We start from the raw sequence: 25,184 nt of genomic DNA on the forward strand, positions 1-25,184 counted from the left end.
CATAAAATAAAAGTCCCCAATCACTTTTGCGATTGAGGACTTATGAAGTGGTAATCTAACGGGATTACTTACGATTTTTGCTCTTTATTGAAATAAACAAGGTAGTAGTACATTTGCTTTTCTTCGTCCCAACCTTTTTCTACAAATTTCTCAGCGCTTTCTGGATTAATAAAATCCATTTTTATCTGAATGTTTGTGTCTAAGTTGATAACATTTTTTATCGATTTACGAGCATCAGAAACAGCTGCATTTGCAATAGGAAATGAAGTCACATCTTCAATGCTATACTTTTCTCCTTTGTCTGTTTTGTAGTTCTTAAATTCTGGAATCAAGTCAGGATTGTCTAATACTTCGTTTAAGAAATTGGTTTCTTCAAACTGATCGTTTTTAGCAAAATAATTCACTGAACGGTTCATAAACATCACTTCTTCCTTTTTGTCTTCTGCAGGGAAAACTACGTCTTTAGCAAAGTTTTGACAGAATTTCAAATATTTTTTAGTGATAAAGTTTTCATCTTCAAATGCATCTACAGATAGGAAATGCTCTAACCAATAACGTGCATCGTAACGGTTACTGTCTACGGTCAAAATTTTGTACCCTTCTTCTTTTTTATGATTAAAAATGATACATCCTTTGTCTAATTTACTAAGGTTTACACCTTGTTGCAAAATCATTTCTAGGTGTGTTCCTTTTTCTTCAAATTGTAAAAAGTCAGCCTGCAATTCACTTTTAAAAATCCCAATTGCATCAACAGGCGTGTTGTCAATATTAACATTAGTTAAGTAGGTAACATACACTTCACCGTTTTTAATGTGTGGATGGTTTGACTGCTCAAATAAGTGTTGTGTGATTTTTTTTGAAGTTTCGTGTAGCGTTTCTGGTTTTTCGAAAATGGCAGTCGCGTACTTGAACATGTCATTGTAATCTAAATCTACTTCATGAGCAAACTGATAATAGTTTTCCTCTTTTTCTCTAAATGGTTTTAAGAAAAATTCTTTCATAAGAGGCACAATCTCATCATTAAGACTAAACGGCTGTTCTGATAAAAAAATAGCCTCGTTGCGACTTTTATTCCCTACTCTATGAATAGAAAGCGTCTCGATGTGGGTGTTGAATAAGTTGATCATGTAAAATGTTTAATATTGTTTAAGGTTTAAAAGTTGTTTAAAGTTTAGGAGTCGATAAACTTTATCCTTTTAAAGTCTTTTTTGTTTAAATAGGTAATAAAATTGTGGGCATTCACACTAAACCTTTCATATTGATAGATTAGTGTTTTTGAGTTTTCTTTGGGACGATAATTCATTGTCCGATAAGGGATAAATATGTGATCAAGTTTCTCCAATCGAATTTTTTGTAATTCATTAAAATTGTCGAAATTCTAGATTGGTATTTCGTTCAAATTTTTCTTCAATATCATAGATCGCACAACCAAAAGAGTGTTTGATTTATTCTTTTAGTTTATAGTCTCGATTTAATTTGATTTTTGTTATAAAAATAATTTCTTTTGATAATTTTTTAGAGTCATGCCAAATTTAAAAATCTTCAAATTTAGTGACTGCAGTTATTTCAAAACAATTTCAAACAATTTAACTTCAAACTTTCCTAATTCCACTGATCTTCAGATCCATAATCTTCAAAGCTATCATCACCTTCAAACATATCTAGATCGTCTTCGTCTAGACCGTCTTCGTAATCATTTGCATAATCATCAGCGTTGTCTGCTTCAAAGTTTTTTTCCATAGCCTCATCTGGCATTTCACCGTGAGAGAACAAAGTTTCAGGATATAAGTTCCCTGCTTCTTGTTCTTCAATAGCCGCTAGTTCAACTAAGAATGTCCACATATTTATGAAGTCATAAACGTATATGATTTTAGTGTTTTCGTCATCTAATAGGTCCGACAATTTATAGTCACTCATGATTTTTTGCTCACCTAGAACATCACCGGTATCAAACATTGAAATCTCGTCTTCTTGATTCCATGTTTCGTCACAAGTGTAGAAAGAAGCCACTTCCATACCATCAAAACCAAAAGAATTGAAGATAGCATTGTGTAAATCCTCTAAAGTATCATCATCAAGTATTGCAATATCTCTAAAAATATCTTCTTCTGCATCTAAAATTACTCTGAATTTGTAAACCATAATCTTTGTTTTAATTGAAAGGTCAAAGGTAAAATTTAATTTTAAATATAGTCTCGAAGTTGGACTACAGATTCCTCTTTTGTTAATAAGATTTTTAGCGCCTCATTTTTAAAAAGGATAATTGACTGCTGTTCAGTCTAAAAAATAAAGCGCCTCATGAGAAGCGCTTTTATAGCATTAGATTTGAATTTAAAGATTTCTAAACGTCAATTAGCGATATCGTTTTTATGTATTAATTTTCGAAATTTTCGATACCTCTTATGATTGGGGTAGTATCGATTGGGAGTCATGTTATTTACTACCAATGCAATAACAAGCAAAATCAAAACTCCAATAAGTACAGGCGAAATAACATACCAGTAGCCTAAAGCTTTAATATGAGCAGACCCAGTTACAGCTATCAAAGCAGTTGCCCCTCCAGGTGGATGTAATGTTTTTGTTATTTGCATTAATATAATCGAAATGGAAACTGCTAGTGCTGATGCTAACCAGATCACATCAGGAACTAGTTTGGCAATTGTAACTCCAACTATAGCAGAAATAATATGTCCTCCAACCAAATTTCGAGGCTGTGAAAGTGGACTCTGGATCACTCCATAAATTAATACACTAGAGGCTCCAAACGAACCAATTAAAAATAAAACATCTGAATCTGCTAAGGTTCTAGATTGTAAGTAAGCTAGAATTCCGATTCCTAAGAACGAACCTACAAAAGACCAAAGGTGTTCTTTAATATCAACTAGGGTTTCTTTATAAAGGATGTATTTTGTTTTGCGATAGCTCCTTTTAATTTTTTGTATCGGCATAATTTTTATTTTGATAAACTTGCAGCGTATGAATAAACAGAATAAGGATAAATACGTTCAGCGGTAAACTTGGCAACGAAACTAACAATAGCAATTGGAAAAAATAATGTGTAATCATTTGTCAAACCACAAACCAGGAAAATAGCTGTCAAAGGGGCGTGTATACTTGCACTCAAAGAAGCTGCCATTCCTAAAACCATAAAATTTAACGGAATGATATTAGCATGAAAATAAACATTAAGTAGTAAAGCTATAAAAAGTCCTAAAAATGCTCCTATGAACAAACTTGGCGCAAATACACCTCCATCTCCACCAGAAAATAAAGTTGCTGATGTCACAATAGGTTTTAATACAATTATACCAATCAGCGAAACAACAAGTCCTGCTGTCAATTGCATTTGATTGGGATTAGTGAAGATTTCTTTAATAGCGTGGTATCCTTCTCCATATAATTGTGGGAAGAAAAATAAAGAACAACTTAAAATAACCGAACCAATAATTATTCTATAATAATGACTTTTAATTTGTGTTAAGTTATTTTTGAAAAATAAAACACACTTCGTTAAATAAACCGCGTTTACACCAGAGATTATGCCCAGCAAAATAAAGTAAGGAATAGCATAGTAATGCCAGTTGGTAATCCCCACAGAAAATGTTGGTTTTTCATCTACTAGACAAACCAACCCGTAGGCAATGGCTACAGAAATTCCATTTGTAAGTAAAAAAGTTCGTGAAACTTTTCTCGAAATAACTTCGTACACAAAGAACAACCCTGCAAATGGGCTACTAAATAATGCTGTAATTCCCGCAGCAACTCCCGCTGAAATTAATTCGGTTTTATGGTCTCTAAAAAAGTTGTGCTTTTGTTGTGCTACTGAACCAATGGTTGCTGTTGCTACAACCGTAGAAACTTCTATTCCTGTTGATCCACCAAAAATGACAGTTAATAAGCCATTGATAAAGTGAGAAGCAATCTTTGATTTTGGTAAGTTCTTTGTTCGCGAACCCGTACTTTGAAATACTTCGTTGATTCCCTTATTTACTTTTTTATTAAAGACATATTGCCTGATAAAATAAATAACAGTCAACCCAAAAACTGGAAATATGAAAATAAAAATGGGATTTAAACTTGCTTGAGTGAAGAATATTTGTTCGTAATGCTCGGTAAGTTTTTTCAAGGCGATTCCTAAAAATGCCGCTAGAAAACCAATAAGAAGAGAAACGATAATTAATTTTTGAATTTTAATTAATTTGATATTATTTTTTATAAAACGAGTAGTTTTCATTTGTGTTTGTATTGCAAACCTAATGTGTATTAGATTTAAAAAGGAGTGCAAAATTAACGATTAAAAATAAGAGAGCTTCGGATACTAAAATCTAATTCCCTTTTTTAAGAAAGCTTTATGATTGCACTACTTTTAGAAAACGTTATCGCTCATAAAACTCGATTGGCAGTTCATCAGGGTCAGCAATAAAGAAGAATCGCTTCTTAGTATATTCATCTACTCGAATGGCTTCTGCAGGAACGTTCTTTTCGAATAGAAACCTGCTTGTTTTTTCGATATCATCTACTTCAAATGCCAAATGTCGTAAACCGCAACTTTCAGGTTGAGAAGGACGTTGTGGAGGAGAGGGAAATGAGAATAATTCGATAGCGTACTCGCCATTTAAAGCCAAATCTAATTTGTAAGAATCTCGCTCCTTACGGTAGATTTCTTGTATAATTATCAGTCCTAGAATTCGAGTGTAAAAATGTTTAGATTTTTCGTAATCCGAACAAATGATTGCAATGTGATGTACTTTATTTAACGCTAACATACTACTCTTTATTTAATTTCCGAATCACTTTTGCAGGATTTCCTACTGCCAATGAATTTTCTGGAATGTCCTTTGTCACCACAGATCCAGCGCCAATTACACACCCATTTCCAATAGTTATTCCGGGGCAAATCACAGTATTGCCACCAATCCAGCAATCATCGCCTATGGTTATCGGCAAAGCACTTTCGAGCGTTTTCCTAAGTTCGGCTTCTAGAGGATGCGTCGCCGTGTACAAATGCACATTGGGTGCAAAAAAAACATTCGAACCTATCGTAACAGGCGCACAATCTAGTACCACACAATTGACATTAAAGTACACGTTATCGCCACAATGTATGTTATAGCCATAATCACAATGAAACGGTGGCTCAATATACAAGTTAGCCCCTGTATTCGGAATCAATTCTTGTATAATCTCGCGCGCTTTTTTGGTAATGCGGTACTCAATCACATTCAAGCGATGCAGTAAGTTTTTGGCACGTCGGCGATCTTTTACTAAAGTTGCATCGCCCGCATTGTAGTGTTCACCCGCAATCATTTTTTCTTTTTCTGTTTTCATCTCGTATTTTTATTTTGGGCATGTCCTGCGGCCGGGCTCCCTATAACTATCGGGATACTATATCTTTTTTGGGGCAGAAAAAGCCACAAAAAAGGATGCCGCTTCTATCCCTCATGCAAAACGTCTCCGTAAACTAGGAGATTAGGAGTGTAAATATAAACCAAAATTACAGCTGCTACGATTCATCCTCTTATTTTGACAGTTCAGTTTCTTTCTTTTTTTAAACTTGGCGAGTCACTATACTTTTGGAGTATCAAAATCAAACCAAATGAAATCATTAGCAACTACGATCATTTTATTATTTAGCAATTTTCTTTTTGCGCAAGCGACCCTCTCAGGTAATGTGGTCGACAATAAAGGAAATCCCATCGCAGGAGCCAACATATTTATTGAAGGGACCTATGACGGCGCAACAAGCGATCAATCAGGACTTTTTACTTTTAGCACAGATGCCAAAGGAACACAAACGCTTGTAGTAAGTTTTTTGATTTACGAAACATCAAAAACAACAATAGACGTTGCCAATTGTAAAGGTAAAACCATCACATTAAAAGAAAGTTATAATGCGCTAGATGCCGTAGTTATCTCGGCGGGAACTATGGAAGCGGGCGACAAAGCTAAAGTTTCTGTATTGAAACCGCTGGATATTGTAACCACAGCAGGTTCAGCCGGAAATATTATTGCAGCTTTGCAAACTTTACCGGGGACACAAAGTGTAGGCGAAGACGGTCGTTTGTTTGTTCGCGGTGGCGAGGCCAATGAAACTCAAACGTTTGTAGATGGCTTGCGTGTGGCACAGCCTTACAATGCAACCATAGGTAATGTGCCTACTCGCGGACGATTTTCTCCCTTTTTGTTTAACGGAATTGCGTTATCCACCGGAGGCTTTTCTGCCGAATATGGCGAAGCCTTGTCTAGTATTTTATTATTTAACACTGAAAATGAACCTGATCATAATAAAACCGAAATCTCTTTAATGACGGTAGGATTAGGAGTAGCGCATACCCAAAAGTGGACAAAAAGCTCGTTTAGTTTAAACAGTTCGTATACTAATTTGGCGCCTTATCAAGCAGCAATACCACAAAATATTGATTGGAACAGTCCATATCAATCATTGTCGGGAGAAATGGTTTACCGCTACCATTTCAATAACGGAACCTTAAAGTTATATACCGCTTTTGACGCTTCAAAGTTTGATATCAATCAGGAAAATATAAATGCGGTTGACAAAATAAGAGTGAATTTAAACAATGATAATTTGTACTTCAATAGCTCCTACAAAGGATTTTTTGGAGCTAACTGGCAAATTACAACGGGCATGAGTTATGGGTATAGCAAAAACAAAATTGGATTGAATCTAGACCAAGTAGCTAATGACGAGAATGCGGCACATTTTAAATTTAAATTAAACAAAAAGTTTTCTAATTACTTCAAACTCTCTTTTGGTACCGATTATTTTGTGACACAATTTGATGAAAGTTTCAATCCAAGTACAGGGTCTACAAAGGCAAATGGTTACCACTCAAATATTGCTGCCGCTTTCACAGAAGCTGATATTTTGTTTTCGAATAAATGGGCCGGTAAAATTGGTCTTCGTGCGTCAAATAACAGTTTATTGCAAGAAACTGCTATTTCGCCAAGAATATCATTTGCATACAAAGTGGCAAAAAACAGTCAGTTTTCACTAGCCTACGGCGATTTTACACAAAGTCCTTCTGTTGATTATATTAAATATTCAAAATACCATCAATTTGAAAGTGAAAAAGCTACACACTACATTTTGAACTTTCAATATGCCAAAGAAAGCCAAACTTTTAGAGCTGAAGCCTACTATAAAAATTACAATAATCTAGTAAAATACGACACACAAGCCATCGCTTATAATTCGGTTTTTAATAATAATGGTTCGGCTTTCGCCAAAGGGATAGATGTTTTTTGGAGAGATGGTAAACTAGTGAAGAATTTAGAATATTGGATTTCGTATTCATACATCGACACCAAAAGAGATTATAAAAATTTCCCAAGAGCAGTGACGCCCAATTTTGTAGCCGATCATACTGTATCATTGGTAACTAAATATTTCATTACAGATTGGCGTTCGCAAGTTGGTTTTACAAATTCCTTCGCTTCGGGCCGTCCTTACAACAATCCAAACGAAACCCAATTCATGAACGGAAAAACCAAAGCGTACAACAACTTAAGTTTTAATTGGGCGTATTTAATTAGCCAACAAAAGATCTTGTATTTCTCTGTTTCGAATGTTTTAGGCACTCAAAACGTATTTGGTTACGAGTATGCGAACAGTCCCAATGCATCGAGTGTGTACAACCGACGTACAATTACACCCACAGCCGATCGATTCTTCTTCGTAGGCTTCTTTTGGACGATCAGTCAAAATAAGAAAGAAAATAATTTGAAGAATCTTTAGAAGCCGTTTCAAAGTTTCAAGTTCTCAAAGATTTAGACTTATGAAGTTTTAAATTTTTAAAAAGTTTAAAGTTTTAATAAGTGAAAATACGTGAATAATAGATTGTTTCTTAATCGTAATACAAAACAAATCTTAGCAACTTATTTACTTAGATACTCAGCGACTTAAAAAACAACAACTCATCCCCAATATTCAACAGTTCAGTAATAATAAGTTTTTAGACCCGTATATCTAACCTACTTTTGAAATAGAAATAAACAAAGTTTCAATCATCAATAAAAAAAAACAATCAATCTTTAGGCAACAAAATAATAATCTTAAAAATTAGAAATCATGACAAAATTAATTACAGTAATAGCCATTTTTATCTTCACGTTGGCATCAGCTCAAGAGCAACAAGTTCCAACTGGAGGACAATTTGAACAAGGAATGGGGAAGGCCTTCGGACTATGGAAAGAGGGAACGTCTTCAGAAGCATCTGATTTATTCGAAAGAATCGCAGCCGCCGAACCGAGTAAATGGTTACCTAATTATTACGTAGCTTTGGTAAATACAACTGCAGCTTTTGGAACAAAAGAAAAAGAGCAAATCTCATTATTGCTTACCAAAGCTCAGAAAGCACTGGACGTGGAAATGGGTAAAGAGCAAAACAATGCCGAATTGTATGTATTGCAAGCCATGATCAATACCGCTTGGATTGTGTATGACCCAATGATAAACGGACAAAAATTATCAGGACCTACTATGGGATTGTATGCTAAAGCGGAGGCAATTGCTCCCAATAATCCTAGAGTAGTGTTCTCAAAAGCCGAATTTGAAATTGGTGGGGCAAAGTTTTGGGGACAAGACACGAAACCAATGTGCATGCAAATTGATAAAGCCATCGCACTTTTTGCTACTTTTAAACCAGAAACAGCTTTCGCTCCAAGTTGGGGATTAGATAGAGCATTAGAAGCTCAAAAGAATTGTAAATAAAGAAGAAAATGAACCTACATAGATTTTTAAAAGAACTTCCAAGAGCACTACTCATTTCGTTCTTAATATTTGTTGTCTTAGTGACTATTTCTGTTTTGAACGGAGGAACAATAACATTCGATAACAAATTGAAAGTAAATTTTTTATACACAATGTTATATAGTTTGAGTTTGTATTATGCAAATGCCATTTTGTATATGTTCTTGGATACTTTTTTCGAAAAAGACAAATACACCTTAAAAAGAATAGTGGTTGGTTTTTCAAGTTCGCTTATCGTGACCTTGTTCGTTATTTTTTTACTGCGAATTTTTGAAGATGTCATAATTGAAGGGCGAACTTTTACTACTTTTTTAAACAATGAATCTGTCTCTAACTATGTTGTAGCATTAATCGTTTCGTTTTTTGTTTTAGCGGGTATTCATGGGTTGTATTTTTATAAAGCATATAACGAAAATAAAGTCAAAGAACAGAAGATTATTGCAGGCACGGCTTCGGCCAAATTTGAAAGCTTAAAAAACCAAATAGATCCTCATTTTCTTTTTAATAGCTTGAACGTTTTGAGTTCGCTAATTGAGGAAAATCCCGAAAATGCGCAACGGTTTACTACTTCCTTGTCAAAAATTTACCGTTATGTGTTAGAGCAAAAAGACAAAGATTTGGTTTCAGTAGAGGAGGAGTTGGCTTTTGCCAAAACGTACATGAATCTCTTGAAAATGCGATTTGAAAATAGCTTATTTTATGAATTGCCCGCGGCGCTAAGTAATGCCGAAGCCAAAGTGGTGCCGCTATCCTTGCAATTGCTTCTAGAGAATACAGTGAAACATAATGTAGTTAGTGAAAAACGTCCTTTACATATTAGAATTTATATGAAAGACGGTTATTTGACAGTCGAAAATGATTTTCAAAAGAAAGAAGTTTTACAAAACAGACAAGGTGTGGGATTGCAAAACATCATCAATCGATATGGTTTGGTTACTAATAGAAAAGTACTTATTGAGCAAACTGAAAAAATATTTGCAGTCAAACTGCCAGTATTAACAAAACAAATTGCAGCTATGGAAATACCAGCAGATTTTAGCGAAAAAAACGCCTATTATAGAGCGAAGAAAAGGGTAGAGGAGCTAAAAGGTTTTTACGGAAATTTAATTTCCTATTGCTGTGTAATTCCTATTATTGTATTTATTAATTTGAGGTTTTCACCGCAATTTCATTGGTTTTGGTTCTCTGCGGGAGGTTGGGGTTTTGGAGTAATTATGCATGCTTTTAAAGTGTTTGGAATTAGTCAAAACTGGGAAGAAAAGAAAATTCAAGAGATTTTAAATAAATCAGATAACAATAAAACTTGGAAATAATGATGGAACTAAATCAGAGCAACTACAAAGAAAATCAGGATTTTGAAATGGCCCGTAGAAAGGTCCAAAAATTGAAATCGTTTTACATTCATTTTTTTATCTATGCAATTGGTTTAACCTTTTTTATATTGAAAGAATATTTTGAAATTGATTTTAATATTTTCCCACTCAATCAGCTTAACTTTTTTGTTATGGCTATTTGGACCACTGCTTTCTTAATAACTTTGGTGGATACGGTTGTTAGTTTTGTTGTTTTCGGAGAAAAATGGGAAGATCGAAAATTAGAAAGTATTCTAAATGCTAATAATAAAACGCAAAAATGGAAATAGTCATGGAAAATAAATATGAGAATGATGATTGTTATTATACTGCTAAAAAGCGCGTCGATGAAATAAAAGCTTTCTATGGAAATTTGATAAGTTATATTGCAGTGAACTTAGGTCTTTTAACACTTAATTTAGTGACATCTCCGCAGTACTTATGGTTTTTTTGGCCTTTACTAGGCTGGGGTATAGGGGTGCTTATTCACGCAATGGTAGTATTTCGTTTTATGCCTTTCCTAGGTACTGAGTGGGAAAAACAAAAGATCAAAGAATTGATGGAGAAGGAACAAGAAAATGGGCAAAAAAGAAACTGGCAATAATCAAAAAATGTAAGATCATGGGGCGATATAGTAGAAATAAGTACGATAGTTACGGTCAAGATGAAAATAATCCAGATCAGCAATACAATATGGCGTATAGAAGAATGAGGCGAATTAAGGGTTTCTACATTCACTTAGTAATTTATATCTTGATCAATAGCTATAATTTGGTTTCGATTTTTAATCAAAGCATATTTGGTGATGCTGTATTCTGGAAGTGGAATACTTGGAGTGTGATTTTCTTTTGGGGAATCGGATTAACGGCACACGGATTATCTGTTTTTGGTCGTGATTTATTTTTTGGAGCAGATTGGGAAGAAAAGAAAATCCAAGAGTTTATGGATAAGAATAAAAATGACAAATGGGAATAGTTTTTTGTAGGAAAAAAAATTGCACTTAGTTCTAATAAATAAAGATTTTGAGATTGAAAACAATAATAATCGAAGACGAAAAACCAGCTGCTAGATTATTGCAGCGTAAGCTCGAAAAAATAAAAATAAAAGTTGATATTTTACTGCATTCTGTTGAAGAAGCTATAGAGTGGTTTACCGAAAATGAGCACCCAGATTTGATCTTTTTAGACATACAATTATCAGATGGTTTATCTTTTGAAATATTTGAGAAAGTCGAAATTAAAAGTGCTATAATTTTCACGACAGCCTATGACGAATTTGCATTGCGAGCTTTTAAATTAAATAGCATTGACTACCTTTTAAAACCAATTGACCAAGATGATTTACAACTTGCAGTTTCAAAATATAAAGAGCGTCTGCCGCAACAAGAAAAATTACAGTTGGACTTTGAAGCCATCAAAAAAATGCTTGGAAATCCTTTCGAAAAAGAATTTAAAAAAAGATTCACTGTAAAAATTGGACAACACTTAAAAGTGATTTCAGTGGAAGAGGTCGAGTGTTTTTTTAGTGAAAATAAGGGGACTTATATTCACACTTTTGATAACCGAAATTATTTAATCGAATCGACTTTAGAAATTTTAGAACAGGAATTAGATCCAAATAAATTTTACAGAATTAGTCGAAAATTTATTGTTCCCATCACTGCAATAAAAGAAATTGTGCTGTTTAGTAATTCTAGGTTAAAAGTAATTTTGCCTTCTTATAATGATGAAGATGTTGTGGTGAGTAGGGAGAAAGTTTCCCACTTTAAAGAGTGGATAAATTGATAAAACGAGGGACATTTTTAAGCATAAAAAAGCGGTTTTAAAAAGTGTGGTTTTCTGTTTTCTTCAAAACAAAAAATGACGTTCTTTTTAAAACCGCTTTCTGCTATCAATCAAAATTGTTTATTCAAATAATGACTGAATCTCTTTTTTAGTCTTACCTAATTTTTGCTGAAGTTTCCCCCACATTTCATCTTCTTTTCCATCTTCGTACAATAAATCATCATCAGTTAAGTCTGCATATTTTTGCTTTAACTTACCTTTCATCTCGTTCCAATTTCCTTTTAGTTCTTCTGAATTTGCCATAATATTTGTTCTTTAAATTATTAGTAATATTGTTAAGTCAAAGGTGCGAAATAATGAAGCAATTGGTGTTATGTTATTTTTGAAATTAGTTGCGAGATTACTATGTGTGCTTATAAAGCTTAATAAATTATAAGTTTAAGTAGTTTGTATTAATGTACTGGTAATTAAATTAATATACATATAGCATAGATTTTTTCTATGTTAATTTTTTGCCTTAAATAACGTTTTCCTAATCACAATTAAAAGTACAATTAGAGCTGAATAGCTTATAAAGAAAGGCATGACAAGATTCTCTTTTTTTGCTATCAACATCAATGCTAAAAGTAATAATTGAAAGCCCAAGCCGTATAGAGAAACTAAGGTCATGAACCAATTAGGAAACGTTTTTACTTTGTAAGCATCGCTATCTATAGCGTGAATTATTTTGTCAAAACCACCATAGACAATAGTGTAAATTTTGAACAAAATGTCTACTGATTTTTGGCTTTCGTTACCCAAAGCTTTTGGTGATTTGTATTCGAATACTTTACTGGTTGTATCGCCTCCCACAGATTTATTACGTAGAATTACATAATAGTAATTGTATAAGGTACCTTGTAATTGGATACAAAAAAAGGCTCCTAAAGTTGTTAAAAACGAGCTTTCAGATACGTAGCAAACAGCGCTTAAAAAGAAGAAATTTAAGAAAATATCAAACACACTATCTAAGTATCTTCCGGTGTAAGAAGGCGTGTTTTTTAGACGTGCTAACTCACCATCTGCGGCGTCGATTCCTGATTTTAAAACGATGAAAAATGCCGCTAGATAATAGTGATTTTCAAGAATGCAGTACACCGCGGTTAATCCTGAAACTCCAAAAAGGAGTGTTACATGAATAGGTGTATAGCGGGTATTTTTTAATTGATTGGCGAGCATTTTTCCAAATGATCTTCCGTAATCTGATAAGTCAATGAAGCGATCCTGCGATGCAAGTTTAGACATTTATTTATGTGAACAATGAGAAATGTGACAATATAGTCAAAGCGTAAAAAATGGTACTGTTATTTATTTTGATAATCTGTGCAACGTATATGTCATTGCTGATAATAAGAAAAAAGCATTAATTTGGTGCGCTAGTCCTAACCATAATGGTACGCCATATAGTAGTGTAAAGACACCTAGTGCAAATTGTAAAAACACTAAAATAACGAGTAAATTGATTCCTATTGCTTGCCCTTTATTAAGTGTTATTTTTCGGCTTTTATAATACAGTAATACCATAAATGCGACCACTACATAAGCTAGTGTTCTATGAATAAATTGCACCCCGCTCTTCCCTTCGATAAAGCTTAATAACAAGCTTTTTTGTTCGATAAAAATGCTATCGTGCATGAATTGTCCATCGCTCATTAAAGGCCAGTGATTGTGAATTAAACCTGCATTTAAACCTGCTACAAAGCCACCATAAATAATTTGGATAATTAAAAATACCAGTGCAAATCGTGCTATTTTTTGTAGGAATTTAATCGGTGCATTTCTCTCAGGATAGAGTAAATCTAAAGCTACCCAAAAAGTATAAGCAAAGGTAATAAATGCAAAAGTAAGGTGTAAAGCGAGTCTAAAATGGCTTACATCTGGATTATCGATAAGTCCGCTTCTCACCATGAACCAACCTAAAAATCCTTGAAAAGCACCCATTCCAAGCAATACAATGCATTTGTTTATTGTAGGTTTATCAAGCTTCTTTTTAAATAAAAAATAAAAAAAAGGAATTAGAAATACCAGACCGATGATACGACCTATAAAACGGTGAAACCATTCCCAAAAGTAAATAAATTTATAATCAGATAATTGAAAATCGTTATGGATGTTGATTTTCTGGTATTCAGGGAACTTTTTATATTGATCGAAGGCTTCTTGCCACTTGGCATCTGTTAAGGGCGGAAAAGTATCTGTAACCAAATGCCAATCGGTCATGGAAAGTCCAGAATTTGTTAACCTTGTAATCCCACCTACAGTCACCATTAGAAATAATAAAACACAACCTGATAGCAACCAAATTATAACTGATTTATTCTCTTTTTTCATTTTTAAAAGTAATTATCTTGATAACGAAAATCCTATATTTAATTAGGTAAAGATACCTTATAATGAGGGAAATGTTAATTGAACATTAGTTAATCTTTAGGCCCAATTTGGCTGCTCGTTTTAGCATAAAGTCATAAGCTGCTTGGTAGTCATTAGCGATTACACCTTCTAAAATTGCTTCCTTTATCGCTTCTTTAATCACCCCAATTTCTCTACCGGGTTTAATGTTAAAAATTTCCATTATTTCCTCTCCAGAAATGGGTGGTTGAAAATTACGAACGTGATCGCGTTCTTCCACTTCGACAATTTTATTTCGAACAATAATGAAGTTATTATGGTATTTCTTGAATTTATTTGGGTTTTTAGTGGTGATATCAGCTTCGCATAGCGTCATAAGATCTTCTACATCTTCACCTGCATCAAATACCAAGCGGCGCACTGCAGAGTCAGTAACTTCCTCCTGTGAGAGAACAATTGGTCTTGAACTCATCATAACCATTTTTTGAACAAATTTCATTTTTTGGTTCAATGGCATGTGCAAACGTTCAAATATTTTTTTTACCATTTTTCCGCCTAGAAACTCATGTCCGTGAAAGGTCCATCCTTGTTTTTTATTGAAACGTTTGGTTGGTGCCTTTCCTATGTCATGCAATAATGCGGCCCAACGTAGCCATACATCACCTGTATTAGGGCAAATGTTGTCGACAACTTCTAGCGTGTGGTAAAAATTATTTTTATGAGTCTGTCCTTCTATTTCTTCAACATTATTCAGAGCGGTTAACTCAGGTAAAAGGATGTCGAGAAGTCCTGTTTTGTACAACAGTAAAAATCCTGTAGAAGGCTTAGGTGTTGATAGAATCTTGTTTAACTCATCAACAATACGTTCGCCAGAGATAATCTTAATACGCTCAGCATTTTTGGTAATTGATTGCAATGAATTTTCTTCGATTTCGAAATTCAATTGATTAGCAAATCGTATCGCACGCATCATTCGCAACGGATCATCAGAATAGGTAATATCTGGATCTAAGGGTGTTTTTAATATTTTATTTGCTATATCTTTTAAACCATCAAATGGATCTAGTAAATCACCATAATTAGAAGAATTAAGAGAGATAGCTAGTGCGTTAATCGTGAAGTCACGGCGGTCTTGATCGTCTTGCAATGTTCCATTTTCGACAACGGGATTACGGCTTTCAAATTGGTATGATTCCTTACGAGCACCTACAAATTCAATTTCGGTATCTTCAAAACGCAACATCGCGGTACCATAGTTCTTGAAAACTTGTACTTTAGGTTTGTTAGGTATTAATTGAGATACTTTAAGTGCTAGTTCGATTCCGCTTCCTACGGCAACTACGTCAATGTCTTTCTTGAAATCTCTTCCTAAGATAAGATCTCTTACAAAACCACCTATAACGTAGCTTTCAACATTGAGTTCTTGTGATGCCTGAGAGATGATTGAGAATATTTTATTTTGTAATGCTTCTTTATATGAAGTTTTAATGCTCATTTTAAAATGTTTGAAGTTTAAAGTTTAAAGTTGTTAAACTCTAGACTGAAACTGAATACTATTTACGGATAATTTTAACTTGTGAATCACTAGTTAATTTAATAATCGTTGACGGTTTGCCAGCAATTTTATCGCGCTGCAAATTTACGACATAGTCTACACCTTTAATAATCTCAGGGTTAATTTCTTTAAAACTTTTTGGGGTCGCTTGGCCAGAAATATTAGCTGACGTAGAAACTAGTGGTTTTTTCATACGTTCTAATAATTTAAAACAGAAAGGTTCCTTAATAATACGCACTGCCAACGTTTTATCAGTGGCAATAATATTTTTTGCTACATTTCGAGGATTGTCAAGAACTAAGGTTGTTGGATTTTCAGCAAAATCTAATATTTGCCATGCTACCTCAGGAATATCGTTGAAAACATTGTACATCATTCGCTCTCCATTCATTAGAACAATCATGCTTTGTGTTTCTGCTCTTTGTTTTAATTTATAAATTTTGGCTACAGCCTCAGCATTTGTAGCATCACACCCAATTCCCCATACTGTGTCAGTAGGGTATAAGATAATTCCGCCATCTTTTATGACTTCAAATGCTTTTTGGATTTCGTCGTTAAGATTTTCCATTTATTATTGCTTTATATTGTTCTATTGTTTTTTCTGCCATGATTGCGGTGGTAAATTGAGTTAGCAATTTTTCATACGATCGCAACGTGAAATCAGGTATTATTTGTGGATTATCGTACAAATAATTGAGTTTCTCTGCTAGTGCTTTAGCATCATGTTTTGGAGTTAGCAAACCATTATAATTATCTTCAATTATTTCTGGAATTCCGCCAACACTGGTACTAATCACAGGTTTTTTATGATAAAAACTTTCAAAAATAACTTGTGGAATCCCCTCTGTTTGCGAAGTTACTAGTAGTGAATCAAATTGCGGTATAAAATTCGAAGCATTTGGTGTGTAACCTAGAAAATGAATGTGTTTTTCAAGGTTATATTCCTTTACCGAAGCAAGTAAATCTGGGGTTCTATCAGTAAAGTTTCCTATTTGAACAAAAACAAGATCTGTTCTTTTGTCCTCATTAATGACAATATTTACTGTTTCAATTAGTGTTTCAAAATTCTTAGCTCGAATGTGATTTCCTATAATTCCAACAATCTTTTTATTTGGAGCAATGTTGTATTTTTCTCTCAGCAAGAAAGGCGTGCTATCACTTTTATGCTTTAAGTTTGTGCCATGATAGATGGTAATTAACTTGCTTGTATCTTTTATAGATTCAGCAGTAACTCTCTTTGTTTCATTCGATACACAAAAATATTTTTTAATCTTATTATAGTTGTATTTGTAAAGCGTAAACTTCTTTGGTTTAATTGGGAAAGAGGTTTTTTTACTAAATATAAAAGGAGGTAAATTAGAAAATTTATCGGCTATTATACTTAGTGCGATTGCAGATGGATCATGAATATGAATTAAATCGACTTGAAGCTTTTTACATAATCTGGCAATTTTCATCGAAAAGCGAAAATCAAGGTTGTATGCTAAAGGTGCGGTTTCAAAATTTATATCTGTTTTTAAAAGACGGCTGTGAAAAAGACCTCCTTCTACACATAATACAATATTTTTTACTTCAGGATGTGTTGCTTTAAGTTCGAAACAAAGGTTTTCTATGTGGTTTTCTCCACCACCCCAATTCTTTACAGCAGATACATGTAGTATGGTCATTATTGTTTTTTTGCCGAAATTACAATATTAATTTGAAGTCTAAAATGGTATGTGTATTTTTGTCCATCATTCAGGTATATGAAGACTGCTTAAGTAGTCGAATTATTTTTACCGCGGTTGCTGTATAGCTGTCCTAAATTGAATGGGTATCTAAAATATTCCAAATGACAATTAAAATCATGTTTTCTAAATCGGTTCAAAATTCAAAGCAAATTCTTAATTGTATTAAAGAGTTTAAATCTGATTTAGGTACTGTTTTTGGCAATGGAGATCGTAATATTATCAAACTATTTGATCTTGATGGTAAAACAATCAATATTAAATCGTTTAAAATTCCTAATGTTGTTAATAAAGTAGCTTACAAACATTTTAGAAAATCTAAAGCCAAACGCTCTTTTGAGTATGCTACGATTCTGTTGCAAAAAGGGATTGGAACTCCGCAGCCTTTAGCTTATTTCGAAAACTTTAATAAATTTGGATTGCTTGATAGTTATTATGTGAGCGAACATTTAGACTGTGACTTAACCTTTAGAGAATTAGTCGAAATTCCGGATTATCCTGATCACGAAAATATTTTGAGACAGTTTGTTAAGTTTACTTTTGATCTACACGAAGCCGGAATCGAATTCCTTGATCATTCACCTGGAAATACGTTAATTAAAAAAGGAGCTGAAGGTAAATATAATTTTTACTTGGTCGACTTAAACCGTATGAATTTTCATGAAAGTATGAGTTTTACTACTCGAATGAAAAACTTTAGTAGATTGACACCTAAGAAAGACATGATTAAAGTCATGAGTAATGAATATGCTAAATATCACTCAGAAACTGAGGAGGCTATCTTCGAAAACATGTGGATGGAAACAGTCGTTTTTCAAGAGAAATTTGCCAAAAAGAAACGTTTAAAAAAGCGATTAAAATTCTGGAAAAAGTAGGTATTTAATTCTCCAGCTCTTTGAGAACACAGAAGTATTACAATTTTTGCAGCAACTATAAATTAGTGTTTAAAAATTGATTCAGTTTTTCTTCGAATAATGTTGGTTCAAATTTTTCATATAAATTAAGGGCATCTTTTTTTAACTCTTTTTCTGTTTTTGCTGTAAAAAGTTCTTGCTTGTAATCTTGTAGATGAACTGACACATGTTGGACTCCATCTTCAAATGTGGCCCAAATTTTCTTTTCAATCCATGGCGAAAAGAGTATAAAAGAGGGTTTTCCTAAGGCTTTGGCCATATTTATTGCACCACCATCGTTACCAATAATTAAATCACATTGATTCATTAAAGCAATATAGCCGCGCAAATCAGGTGCTAATAGATCAAAAAATATCTTGTTCTTAGTGCTTTTATTTGTAGCATTAAAAACAATTGTAGCATCCTCAATTTGCTTTGGAAAATAATTGAATAAAATAGTAATATCTCGATTCGCAGCAATCGTATCGATTACTTTAGCCATATATTCTAAGGGATAAGTCTTCAGTTTTTCGCTTCCTATCAAGCTTATCATAACCGTTTTGCGATCTCGATTTACATGGTGTTGTACAAGCAATTCTTGCGCCGCTTTATTTTCAGTCTCGGTAACAAATAGTTCAGGCAAAGGGTTGATTTTAACATCTAAATCCAGTGGCTCTAAAAGCGACAAACGCCTTTCGATTGCTAGCCCCAAATTACTTTTTGGCAAAGAGGCAAACGGAACATTGTCTGTGTACAGAATTGTTCTTCCTGGTTTTTTATAGGATATTTTTCTTTTTGCACCGCTCAAAGCCGTTATTATCCAACTCTCAAGTTTAGAATAAGCGTCGATTAGGATATCGTATTTTTCAGCTCTAATCTTCATCGCAAGTTGCAATAGTGCTTTCTTACTTTCACGATGTTCTTGTGTAAAGGAAATGATATTGCTAATGTTTTTATTACCTTCTAGGACTGCCTTTGTGCTTTCATATACTAAATAATCGATTTGTGCATTAGGATATGCTTTTCTCAAATTATTACATATAATACTGCTTACCAGTACATCCCCAATCATCTTTTGTTGTATAACTATTATTTTCATAGATAAAAAAAACCTCCCTGTTTAAGGGAGGAATATACAATAATTAATCAATTATTTTAATTTTTATACCGCTACGTTATATTCGCGTAAAGCGTCATTTAAAGACGTTTTTAAATCAGTCGAAGCTTTTCTTTGTCCGATGATTAATGCGCAAGGAACTTGAAATTCACCTGCAGCAAACTTTTTAGTATAACTACCAGGAATCACAACTGAACGAGCAGGAACAAATCCTTTCATTTCAACTGGCTCATCTCCGGTAACGTCTATAATTTTTGTAGATGCCGTCAAGCAAACATTTGCACCAAGAACGGCCTCTTTACCTACATGAACTCCCTCAACAACAATACAACGCGAACCAATAAAAGCACCGTCTTCGATAATAACTGGAGCAGCTTGTAATGGCTCTAGTACACCACCAATTCCCACACCACCACTTAAGTGTACATTTTTACCTATTTGAGCACAACTTCCTACTGTTGCCCAAGTATCAACCATTGTTCCTTCATCAACATACGCACCAATGTTCACATAACTAGGCATTAAAATAACACCACTCGAAATGTAAGCTCCGTAACGAGCTACAGCATTAGGAACAACTCTAATTCCTTTTTCAGCGTAGCCTGTTTTTAATAACATTTTATCGTGGTATTCAAAGATACCTGATTCCCATGTTTCCATTTTCTGGATTGGAAAATACATTACAACTGCTTTTTTTACCCATTCATTCACTTGCCATGCATCTCCTTTTGGTTCAGCAACGCGCAGTTTTCCTGTGTCTACAAGTTCAATTACTTCTCTAATTGCTTTTGTTGTAGTTTCTTCTTGTAGCAAAGCTCTGTTTTCCCAGGCTTGCTCTATAATTACTTGTAATGATTCCATGTTTCTGTATATTTTTAGCAAATATAATTGGATTTTTTATAAAAGGAAAACCTTTTCACAATAGTAACATAATTGTTTATTTTGTTTTATAATAAACATTTAGTTTTTTCCTTTTTTTTGGGCGTATCAGTTAAAAAAAGTAGCACGTTTTACAGCCAAATTCACTTTAGTACCCCTTTTTTTAACTGTCGGGCTATCCGTTGCAAGTCCGCAGCAAGCAAAGCTAGCGCATTACTTGCTTGTGGGCTATCCACTTCTATCCCTTACGCAAATTAGTGCAGTCCATGATAATTTGAATTTTCAAAAATAACGCAGTAGTATAACAAGTAAATTTCTACCAAGATATTCTCGTATCTTTGCAGCCTTAAATAATCATTATGCCTAGAATACTTTCTATAGATTACGGTCAAAAACGAACAGGAATTGCAGTAACTGATGAAATGCAAATCATTGCTTCAGGATTAACAACTATTCCTAGCGCTACAGCAATTGCTTTCTTGAAAGACTATTTTAGTAAGGAAAAAGTAGAGGCTGTACTAATAGGGGAGCCCAAACAAATGAATGGACAACCCTCTGAAAGTGCCTCGATAATTAAAGGATTTGTGACCCATTTTTCAAATCATTTTCCCGAAATGAAAGTAATTAGAATGGACGAGCGTTTTACTTCAAAAATGGCTTTTCAAACCATGATCGATAGCGGACTTAATAAAAAGCAAAGGCAAAACAAAGCCTTGATTGACGAAATATCAGCTACGATTATGTTACAAGATTATTTGAGCAGTAAAAGATTTTAAATGCTCTTCAAGAGTGTAATAGGAAGATCTAAAAAGATTTAAATTTTGTAACTTTTCTACTCTTATTTATGCTTTTTTTTGCAATTATAAACGGTATCTTTGTTTTTTAAAATTTTTTGCTATGCCTGATACAACCATACGTTCAAATACTGAAATAGTTCTTATAGGAGCTGGAATTATGAGTGCCACTCTTGGTTTAATTCTTAAAGAACTGCAACCTGATATTAAAATAGATATTTTTGAAAGATTAGATATTGCAGCTGCAGAGAGTTCTGATGCTTGGAATAATGCCGGTACTGGACATTCTGCTTTTTGTGAACTAAATTACACTCCTGAGAAAGCTGACGGTTCAATCGATCCCAAAAAGGCGGTTAGCATAGCAGAATCATTTGAGGTGTCAAGACAGTTCTGGTCGTATTTAGTTGAAGAAAATAAAGTCCCTTCTCCTGAAAATTTTATAAAAAGCATCCCACACATGAGTTTTGTATGGGGAGAAAATAATGTAGAATTTCTTAAAAATAGATTCGAAGCTTTACAAAAAAACCAACTTTTTAAAGACATGGTTTTTAGTACTGATTTAGAAGTGCTAAAACAATGGATGCCTCTTGTGATGGAAGGTAGAAAGGTGACAGATAAAGTTGCTGCAACTAGTATGAAGCATGGAACTGATGTAAATTTTGGTGCCTTGACTAGAAGTATTTTTGCTTATTTAACAACCTTAGATGGCGTTAATATTCACTACAATCACGAAGTTGACAAGTTAAAACAGCGTGACGACAAATCTTGGAGAATTAAAATTACTGATTTGGCTTCAGGCCAAAAAAGAAAAGTATATACAAAATTTGTTTTTATAGGTGCTGGTGGTGGTTCACTACCACTTCTAGAAAAAGCAGATGTGCCTGAAGGTGATGGTTATGGTGGTTTCCCCGTAAGTGGGCAATGGCTAAAATGTATCAATCCTGAGGTAATTGATAAACATGCTGCAAAAGTATACGGAAAAGCGAGTGTGGGTGCGCCACCAATGTCTGTTCCTCATATTGATTCAAGAATGATCAATGGTGAGAAGCAATTATTGTTTGGACCATTTGCAGGATTTTCAACCCGTTTCTTAAAAAACGGATCGTACTCTGATTTGCCTTTATCAATCACAACAGATAATATCTGGCCAATGATTTCAGCGGGAATCAAAAACATTCCATTGACAAAATATTTAATCGAACAAGTACGTCAATCAATGGATGATCGCATTAATGCCCTACGTGAATATGTACCTAGTGCAAAAGCAGAAGACTGGGTTATTGAACGTGCAGGTCAACGTGTGCAAGTAATCAAGAAAGATGAAAAAGAAGGTGGTATTCTAGAATTTGGTACTGAGGTAATTACCACTGCCGATGGAACATTAGCTGTATTGCTAGGAGCTTCTCCTGGTGCATCGACTGCTGTTTCTATCATGGTTGATTTAATCGAAAGATGTTTCAAAGAACAAACGGCAACAGCTGAATGGCAAGCTAAATTCAAAAAGATGATTCCATCATATGGTCAAACATTAAATGATAAACCAGAATTATCTGATTCAATTAGAGAGCATACTGCAACAGTATTGAAACTAGTAAAGTAATTTAGATCAAGATTTTATATAAAAGAAGCCTAGTAATTTTTACTAGGCTTCTTTTTTTATGGTCATCAATAACTGGGTGGATTTGACGATATTTTCTGAAAGGTTGTTCAGCCATATCAGTTGTTCGATTATCAAGTGGGCCTCTTGCATTTTTAACTGAAATTCTTCCTCGTTTATTTCGCTTCTATTTTTCAATTCGTTAGCTCTAATGTTTTTTAATTCAGTAAAACGTTTGCTTATATCTTCATTTGGTAATTGCATTACAGTTGTTTCTATCTCTTCAGTAAGAATCACAATCGAATAGTCTAAATTTTGAATCACTCTATTTACAACTGCATTGAACGCTTCTGAAGCTTCTGTTGTTTTATGCGACTGAATATATGTTCCTAATGAAGCAGCCGATGATAATAATGTATGATTTAGAACGGTCAATTTGTAAACCTGAGGCAATTGATTCTGCTTTGACTTAGGCTCTTGTACCATTCTTTGAAAAGAAGCCATTAAATTACCTATCTCGACAAAGGCATGCTTTCGCGCCAAGCGATACGAACTAGGCACTTCTCCTTTTTTATTGTAAAAGAGGGAAATCTCTTTTAGGTAATTTCGATTAGCCAAAATAGATTTTTCTAAATATACAGGAACATTTAAAAATTCCCACGAAGGCCAAATAAAACTATTCGCTAAAAACGAAAGCAATGCCCCTACAAGGGTATCTAATACACGGTACTGAATTACATCTTCAATATTGGGAGTTAGAATACCGTATACAAAAATCACATAGATGGTGATAAAAGTGGCTCCAATTTTATAATTGGTAGGCGTAAAGGAAAATCCCATAATCATGGCAACTACTGCTAATCCCCCAATAACTTGTGGCTGATGAATAAATGATAACAATCCAAAAGCAATAATTCCTCCTAAGAATGTCCCGAAAATCCGGTGGTACGTTCGCTGTCTTGTTAAACCATATCCTTGTCTCATAATTACGACAATGGTCAAAATTATCCAATAGGTATTTTGAAAAGGCAAGATTTTACCAATTATAAAACCAACCAATAAAGTGATTGTTAATCGCAGCGAATGCCTGAAAACTGTAGATGAGAAGCTGAAATTTTCGATTAAAGTTTCTAAAGGATAATATTGCGGCGTGATGAATTTCTCTAAGTCACGATCTTTATCTTTAAAATCAGATATCACACTTTTACTAGTAAAGGTTCGCTCAAGTATTTTGATTTTCTCCACCTGCTTCTCTGCATAATGTAGCATGGTGGTAAGCATGAAAACATCTTCGGTGCTTGCTTCGTTCCCTGTTTGAGCTTCGTATTCTAAGATAGCCAACTCAAATTTGTATAAATCGTTGAGCAAATCATGTTGCGCTTGATAGGGTTTGCTGTTTTCTAAGGCTCTTCCTAATTGCTTTAAAGTCTTGGCTAAATTGTAAGCTAAGTTTTTATAATTACTGAGAATAGCAGGATGAGCATCAAATTTTTGATGTAATTTATTGTGATCAAAGGAATTAGATACCGCTAGTTCCATAATTTCAACTAAAGCAATAAAAGTCATCAGCATCTTTCTATTCTGATTGGAAGATCCCGTATTTGCTCTGTTTCTAACTAATACTTCACGAATGTTTTCGTGTATAACGTTTAACTCAACTTGTAAATTCAGTTGTTTTTTAGTGATCTCCTTTCGATCAGATTTCAGCTTCCATAAATCACCCCTTAATTTCAAGTACTTCGAAGTGAGTTCAATACATTGTGCTAATTGCAACTCCACGTAACGATGGGGACGTACATAGTGAAATAGTAAAGAAATTAGCAAGTAAAAAATCCCACCACTAAAAAGTAATCCGGTATAGGTGACAATTGCCCAACCCGTTTGTATGTGCGCAAATGCTAATGACAAAGCAAGTAATGCAGAGAAGGAAGCCATCGTAGCGCGTTGCCCATAAACAGATATCATAGACAGACTGAAAATCAAAACAATTAGCAACGGGTAAAATATATAGGGATAGGGGTAGCTAATATTGATAAGCAAACTTACTCCTGAAATAATTAGAGCGGTAACTAAAATTCCGTTGATCTTATGTTTTAAATTACTTGGAATATCACTTGGATAGGTAAAAAAGGCACCTAAAGCCATAGTAAAACCCATCTGGAAATGACCAAGATAAGTAAATATTAAAACAGGAGTTACTGAGGCAATCGTAACTTTGATTGCATTAGTAAAATATGTAGAATCAGTGAATTTTTGAACTTTAGAAATCATTTGGTTATTGGTTACAAACAAAGATAATAATTGTGCGATTTATCAAGGCATAACTCG

The 25,184-nt window shown here is 33.9% G+C and carries 25 protein-coding genes; 10 read left to right on the forward strand and 15 right to left on the reverse strand.

Going from position 1 to position 25,184, the window contains the following annotated elements:
• Positions 1–68: 68 nt before the first annotated feature.
• The 6 genes from H603_RS0114965 to H603_RS0114990 all read right to left on the reverse strand — a co-directional run bounded on the left by H603_RS0114965 (position 69) and on the right by H603_RS0114990 (position 5,328).
• Positions 69–1,127 carry a nucleoid-associated protein gene (locus tag H603_RS0114965; RefSeq protein ID WP_026709377.1) on the reverse strand — a complete coding sequence of 353 codons (1,059 nt, stop codon included), beginning with the start codon at positions 1,125–1,127 and terminating at the stop codon, positions 69–71.
• A 475-nt stretch (positions 1,128–1,602) separates the two neighbouring features.
• The gene (locus tag H603_RS0114970; protein WP_026709378.1) at positions 1,603–2,142 is read right to left on the reverse strand and encodes an IS1096 element passenger TnpR family protein; all 540 of its coding nucleotides are present in this window, start codon (positions 2,140–2,142) and stop codon (positions 1,603–1,605) included.
• 206 nt (positions 2,143–2,348) lie between these two features.
• Positions 2,349–2,948: an HPP family protein gene (locus H603_RS0114975; protein ID WP_026709379.1), complete on the reverse strand. Its 600-nt coding sequence runs from the start codon at positions 2,946–2,948 to the stop codon at positions 2,349–2,351.
• 5 nt (positions 2,949–2,953) lie between these two features.
• Positions 2,954–4,234, reverse strand: a complete 1,281-nt coding sequence (locus H603_RS0114980; RefSeq protein WP_051219356.1) for a chloride channel protein — start codon at positions 4,232–4,234, stop codon at positions 2,954–2,956.
• A gap of 142 nt (positions 4,235–4,376) precedes the next feature.
• Positions 4,377–4,766: an SMU1112c/YaeR family gloxylase I-like metalloprotein gene (gene gloA2, locus H603_RS0114985; RefSeq protein WP_026709381.1), complete on the reverse strand. Its 390-nt coding sequence runs from the start codon at positions 4,764–4,766 to the stop codon at positions 4,377–4,379.
• 1 nt (position 4,767) lies between these two features.
• Positions 4,768–5,328, reverse strand: coding sequence for a sugar O-acetyltransferase (locus H603_RS0114990; RefSeq protein WP_026709382.1), 561 nt, complete (start codon positions 5,326–5,328; stop codon positions 4,768–4,770).
• Positions 5,329–5,596: 268 nt separating this feature from the next.
• On the opposite strand from H603_RS0114990, the gene H603_RS0114995 reads away from it, so the two are divergent.
• The 7 genes from H603_RS0114995 (at position 5,597) to H603_RS0115025 (ending at position 11,906) form a co-directional block, all read left to right on the forward strand.
• A complete protein-coding gene (locus H603_RS0114995; RefSeq protein ID WP_026709383.1) occupies positions 5,597–7,756 on the forward strand; it encodes a TonB-dependent receptor in 2,160 nt (719 codons plus the stop codon).
• Between the two features lie 333 nt (positions 7,757–8,089).
• Positions 8,090–8,731 carry a hypothetical protein gene (locus tag H603_RS0115000; protein WP_026709384.1) on the forward strand — a complete coding sequence of 214 codons (642 nt, stop codon included), beginning with the start codon at positions 8,090–8,092 and terminating at the stop codon, positions 8,729–8,731.
• An 8-nt stretch (positions 8,732–8,739) separates the two neighbouring features.
• Positions 8,740–10,083: a histidine kinase gene (locus H603_RS0115005; protein ID WP_026709385.1), complete on the forward strand. Its 1,344-nt coding sequence runs from the start codon at positions 8,740–8,742 to the stop codon at positions 10,081–10,083.
• On the forward strand, positions 10,083–10,412 hold the full coding sequence (locus tag H603_RS0115010; RefSeq protein ID WP_245576128.1) for a 2TM domain-containing protein: 330 nt from the start codon (positions 10,083–10,085) through the stop codon (positions 10,410–10,412). The genes H603_RS0115005 and H603_RS0115010 overlap by 1 nt, the downstream gene beginning before the upstream one ends.
• Positions 10,403–10,726, forward strand: coding sequence for a 2TM domain-containing protein (locus tag H603_RS0115015; RefSeq protein WP_026709387.1), 324 nt, complete (start codon positions 10,403–10,405; stop codon positions 10,724–10,726). Before H603_RS0115010 ends, H603_RS0115015 begins: the two co-directional genes overlap by 10 nt.
• A 17-nt stretch (positions 10,727–10,743) precedes the next feature.
• The gene (locus H603_RS0115020; RefSeq protein WP_026709388.1) at positions 10,744–11,097 is read left to right on the forward strand and encodes a 2TM domain-containing protein; all 354 of its coding nucleotides are present in this window, start codon (positions 10,744–10,746) and stop codon (positions 11,095–11,097) included.
• Positions 11,098–11,150: 53 nt separating this feature from the next.
• Entirely contained in the window at positions 11,151–11,906 is a 756-nt protein-coding gene (locus tag H603_RS0115025; RefSeq protein WP_026709389.1) for a LytR/AlgR family response regulator transcription factor, read from the forward strand.
• Positions 11,907–12,026: 120 nt separating this feature from the next.
• Here H603_RS0115025 and H603_RS0115030 read toward each other — a convergent pair whose 3' ends face one another.
• The 6 genes from H603_RS0115030 to H603_RS0115055 form a co-directional block, all read right to left on the reverse strand.
• Positions 12,027–12,209: a CsbD family protein gene (locus H603_RS0115030; RefSeq protein WP_026709390.1), complete on the reverse strand. Its 183-nt coding sequence runs from the start codon at positions 12,207–12,209 to the stop codon at positions 12,027–12,029.
• A gap of 201 nt (positions 12,210–12,410) precedes the next feature.
• Complete coding sequence (locus H603_RS0115035; protein WP_026709391.1) at positions 12,411–13,190, reverse strand: CDP-alcohol phosphatidyltransferase family protein; 780 nt, start codon at positions 13,188–13,190, stop codon at positions 12,411–12,413.
• Positions 13,191–13,253: 63 nt separating this feature from the next.
• Positions 13,254–14,276 carry a COX15/CtaA family protein gene (locus H603_RS0115040; protein ID WP_026709392.1) on the reverse strand — a complete coding sequence of 341 codons (1,023 nt, stop codon included), beginning with the start codon at positions 14,274–14,276 and terminating at the stop codon, positions 13,254–13,256.
• 85 nt (positions 14,277–14,361) lie between these two features.
• On the reverse strand, positions 14,362–15,789 hold the full coding sequence (locus tag H603_RS0115045; RefSeq protein WP_026709393.1) for a CCA tRNA nucleotidyltransferase: 1,428 nt from the start codon (positions 15,787–15,789) through the stop codon (positions 14,362–14,364).
• 58 nt (positions 15,790–15,847) lie between these two features.
• Positions 15,848–16,417, reverse strand: coding sequence for an L-threonylcarbamoyladenylate synthase (locus tag H603_RS0115050; RefSeq protein ID WP_026709394.1), 570 nt, complete (start codon positions 16,415–16,417; stop codon positions 15,848–15,850).
• Positions 16,404–17,516: a glycosyltransferase family 4 protein gene (locus H603_RS0115055; protein WP_026709395.1), complete on the reverse strand. Its 1,113-nt coding sequence runs from the start codon at positions 17,514–17,516 to the stop codon at positions 16,404–16,406. The genes H603_RS0115050 and H603_RS0115055 overlap by 14 nt, the downstream gene beginning before the upstream one ends.
• 164 nt (positions 17,517–17,680) lie before the next feature.
• On the opposite strand from H603_RS0115055, the gene H603_RS0115060 reads away from it, so the two are divergent.
• Positions 17,681–18,451 (forward strand): lipopolysaccharide kinase InaA family protein, encoded by a 771-nt coding sequence (locus H603_RS0115060; protein WP_026709396.1) that lies wholly within the window; start codon positions 17,681–17,683, stop codon positions 18,449–18,451.
• Positions 18,452–18,506: 55 nt separating this feature from the next.
• Here the strand turns inward: H603_RS0115060 and H603_RS0115065 are convergent, their stop codons facing one another.
• Both H603_RS0115065 and H603_RS0115070 read right to left on the reverse strand, forming a co-directional pair.
• The gene (locus H603_RS0115065) at positions 18,507–19,568 is read right to left on the reverse strand and encodes a glycosyltransferase family 9 protein (protein ID WP_026709397.1); all 1,062 of its coding nucleotides are present in this window, start codon (positions 19,566–19,568) and stop codon (positions 18,507–18,509) included.
• A gap of 63 nt (positions 19,569–19,631) precedes the next feature.
• The gene (locus H603_RS0115070) at positions 19,632–20,447 is read right to left on the reverse strand and encodes a 2,3,4,5-tetrahydropyridine-2,6-dicarboxylate N-succinyltransferase (RefSeq protein WP_026709398.1); all 816 of its coding nucleotides are present in this window, start codon (positions 20,445–20,447) and stop codon (positions 19,632–19,634) included.
• Positions 20,448–20,824: 377 nt separating this feature from the next.
• On the opposite strand from H603_RS0115070, the gene ruvX reads away from it, so the two are divergent.
• The gene (gene ruvX / locus H603_RS0115075) at positions 20,825–21,241 is read left to right on the forward strand and encodes a Holliday junction resolvase RuvX (RefSeq protein WP_026709399.1); all 417 of its coding nucleotides are present in this window, start codon (positions 20,825–20,827) and stop codon (positions 21,239–21,241) included.
• 121 nt (positions 21,242–21,362) lie between these two features.
• Positions 21,363–22,859 (forward strand): malate:quinone oxidoreductase, encoded by a 1,497-nt coding sequence (locus H603_RS0115080; protein ID WP_026709400.1) that lies wholly within the window; start codon positions 21,363–21,365, stop codon positions 22,857–22,859.
• A 42-nt stretch (positions 22,860–22,901) separates the two neighbouring features.
• Here H603_RS0115080 and H603_RS0115085 read toward each other — a convergent pair whose 3' ends face one another.
• Positions 22,902–25,127: an FUSC family protein gene (locus H603_RS0115085; protein ID WP_026709401.1), complete on the reverse strand. Its 2,226-nt coding sequence runs from the start codon at positions 25,125–25,127 to the stop codon at positions 22,902–22,904.
• Between the last annotated feature and the right edge of the window lie 57 nt (positions 25,128–25,184).

Origin of the sequence: Flavobacterium frigidarium DSM 17623 (assembly GCF_000425505.1) — a bacterium.
Taxonomy (GTDB): domain Bacteria; phylum Bacteroidota; class Bacteroidia; order Flavobacteriales; family Flavobacteriaceae; genus Flavobacterium; species Flavobacterium frigidarium.